2 protein-coding genes are annotated in these 2047 nt (G+C 68.4%); both read left to right on the top strand.

The window, feature by feature from the left end; all coding sequences use genetic code 11:
* Nucleotides 1–411: IS607 family transposase (locus ACZ67T_RS46250; protein ID WP_469993091.1), on the top strand; the 411-nt coding region annotated here is incomplete at its 5' end.
* A partial coding sequence (locus tag ACZ67T_RS46245; RefSeq protein ID WP_469993089.1) for an IS200/IS605 family accessory protein TnpB-related protein occupies nucleotides 404–2047 on the top strand: 1644 nt, incomplete at its 3' end. The genes ACZ67T_RS46250 and ACZ67T_RS46245, both read left to right, overlap by 8 nt.

The raw sequence follows: 2047 nt of genomic DNA, 5'->3' as shown, positions 1-2047 counted from the left end.
CTGTATGCCCGCGTCTCCTCACACGATCAGAAGGACGATCTGGAGCGTCAGGTCGCCCGGCTGGCCCGGTGGGCTGCCACTGCAGGTCACCACGTGGTGCGGGTCGAGTCCGAGATCGCCTCCGGCATGAACGGTGCCCGCTCCAAGGCCAAGCGGCTACTTGCTGATCCTGTCGTGCAGGCGGTGGTGGTGGAACACAAGGACCGCCTCGGTCGGATGAACGTCGAGCTGGTCGAGGCCGCACTGTCCGCGACGGGTCGACGTCTGGTCGTGCTGGATGACGGTGAGGTCGAGGACGATCTGGTGCGCGACATGGTAGAGGTGCTGACGTCGTTCTGTGCCCGCCTGTACGGACGCCGGTCGGCGAAGAACCGTGCCCGCAAGGCGCTGGAGGCCGCCGAGCATGGCTGAGGACAACCGTAAGCCGCTGCGGCAGATCGCCCGGCCGTTCGTGGCCGACGGACCGTCTGGCGTATCGATACGTGACCGGCTCAAGGACCTCACGGCCGAGGACGAGAAGGTGTTGCGGCTGATCGGCGAGCACATGGGCCGCTTGGCCTCGCGTGATCTGGCCCGCCGCTGCCGGGACGGTCTGGATCACTCCACCGACACGTGGGCCGAGCGGAAGCGGGACCTGACGCCGCAGTCCTCCTCCCGGTGGGCCGGGGCGGTGACCTCGAACACGCACGACCAATGGGGCCTGTCCCGCCGCGCCCAGCACGCCCACCTGCAATCCCTCGATGCTGGTATCCGCACGATCCGGCACCGCCTGGCCCTGCCAGTCGGCGAGAAGGGCAGCCAGGGCAAGCCCGGTGGCTACCGCTCCAAGAACGAGTGGTTCCACAAGACCCGGCGGCTGTCGCTCCTCGAAGACCGATACAAGCAGGCCAAGATTGAACGTGAAGCTGGCCGGGTCTCGGTGGTCCGCGGTGGCCGGCGGCTGCTCCATCAGCGTCACCACCTCACCACCGCCCACAAGACGCCCGAGCAGTGGCGTCAGGAGTGGGAAGCGGCGCGCTGGTTCCTGACCGCTGACGGGGAGTCCGGCAAGCGGTTTGGGAATGAGACGATCCGGGTCACACCGGACGGTGAGATCAGCATCAAACTGCCCGTGCCGCTCGCCCAGTACGCGAGCGCCCCAAGCGGCCGGTACGTCCTCGCTGCGAAGGTGTCGTTCCCGCACCGGGGCGCCGAGTGGCGCGACCGCATCACCAGCAACCGGGCCGTGGCCTACCGCATCCATCTCAATGTGTCCTCAGGCCGCTGGTACCTGGACGCCTCCTGGAGGCGAAAAGACCTCCCCGTGGTGCCGCTCGACGCCCTTCGCGCCCACGGCGTCGTCGGCGTGGACACCAACGCCGACCACTTCGCCGCATGGCTGCTCGACGAGCACGGCAACCCGACGGGCACGCCCCGCCGCTTCGACTACGACCTCACCGGCACCGCCACCCACCGCGATGCACAACTCCGCCACGCCCTCACCCGGCTCCTCCACTGGGTCAAGTGCACGGGCGCGGGGGCCATCGCCATCGAAGACCTCGACTTCACCGACTCCAAAACCCGCGAGAAGCACGGCCGCAGAAAGCGGTTCCGGCAGCTCATCTCGGGTTTCCCCACCGGCAAACTCCGCGCACGCCTGGTGAGCATGTGCGCGGAAGCCGATATCGGCGTGATCGCAGTCGATCCCGCCTACACCTCCAAGTGGGGGGCCGAGCACTGGCAAAAGCCCCTCACTAGCCCGCGCCACAACGTCACCCGCCATGAAGCGGCAGGCGTGGCGATTGGACGACGCTCCCTCGGACACCGGATCAGGCGACGGAAGGCACCGCCCCGCCAGCACCAGAGCGATGCCGGCGGGCATCGGACCGCCCAGGCCCGACCCGGCACCCGAGAGAGCGAGGAAAACCGCCCCCGCGTACCCGGACCACGGACACGATCCGATGGCGCTGAACGCGGCAGGAACGCGGTGGACCAGAACGCCCAGGACCGCTCGGGGCGTTCGGCTGAGCATGGGCTCTGGCAACAGGACTCACTCCCGCTCAGTCTT

It is taken from the genome of Streptomyces sp. NPDC107517, assembly GCF_055582645.1.
Note: the sequence above shows the minus strand (reverse complement) of the source record. Positions and strands in the feature narration are given on the sequence as shown.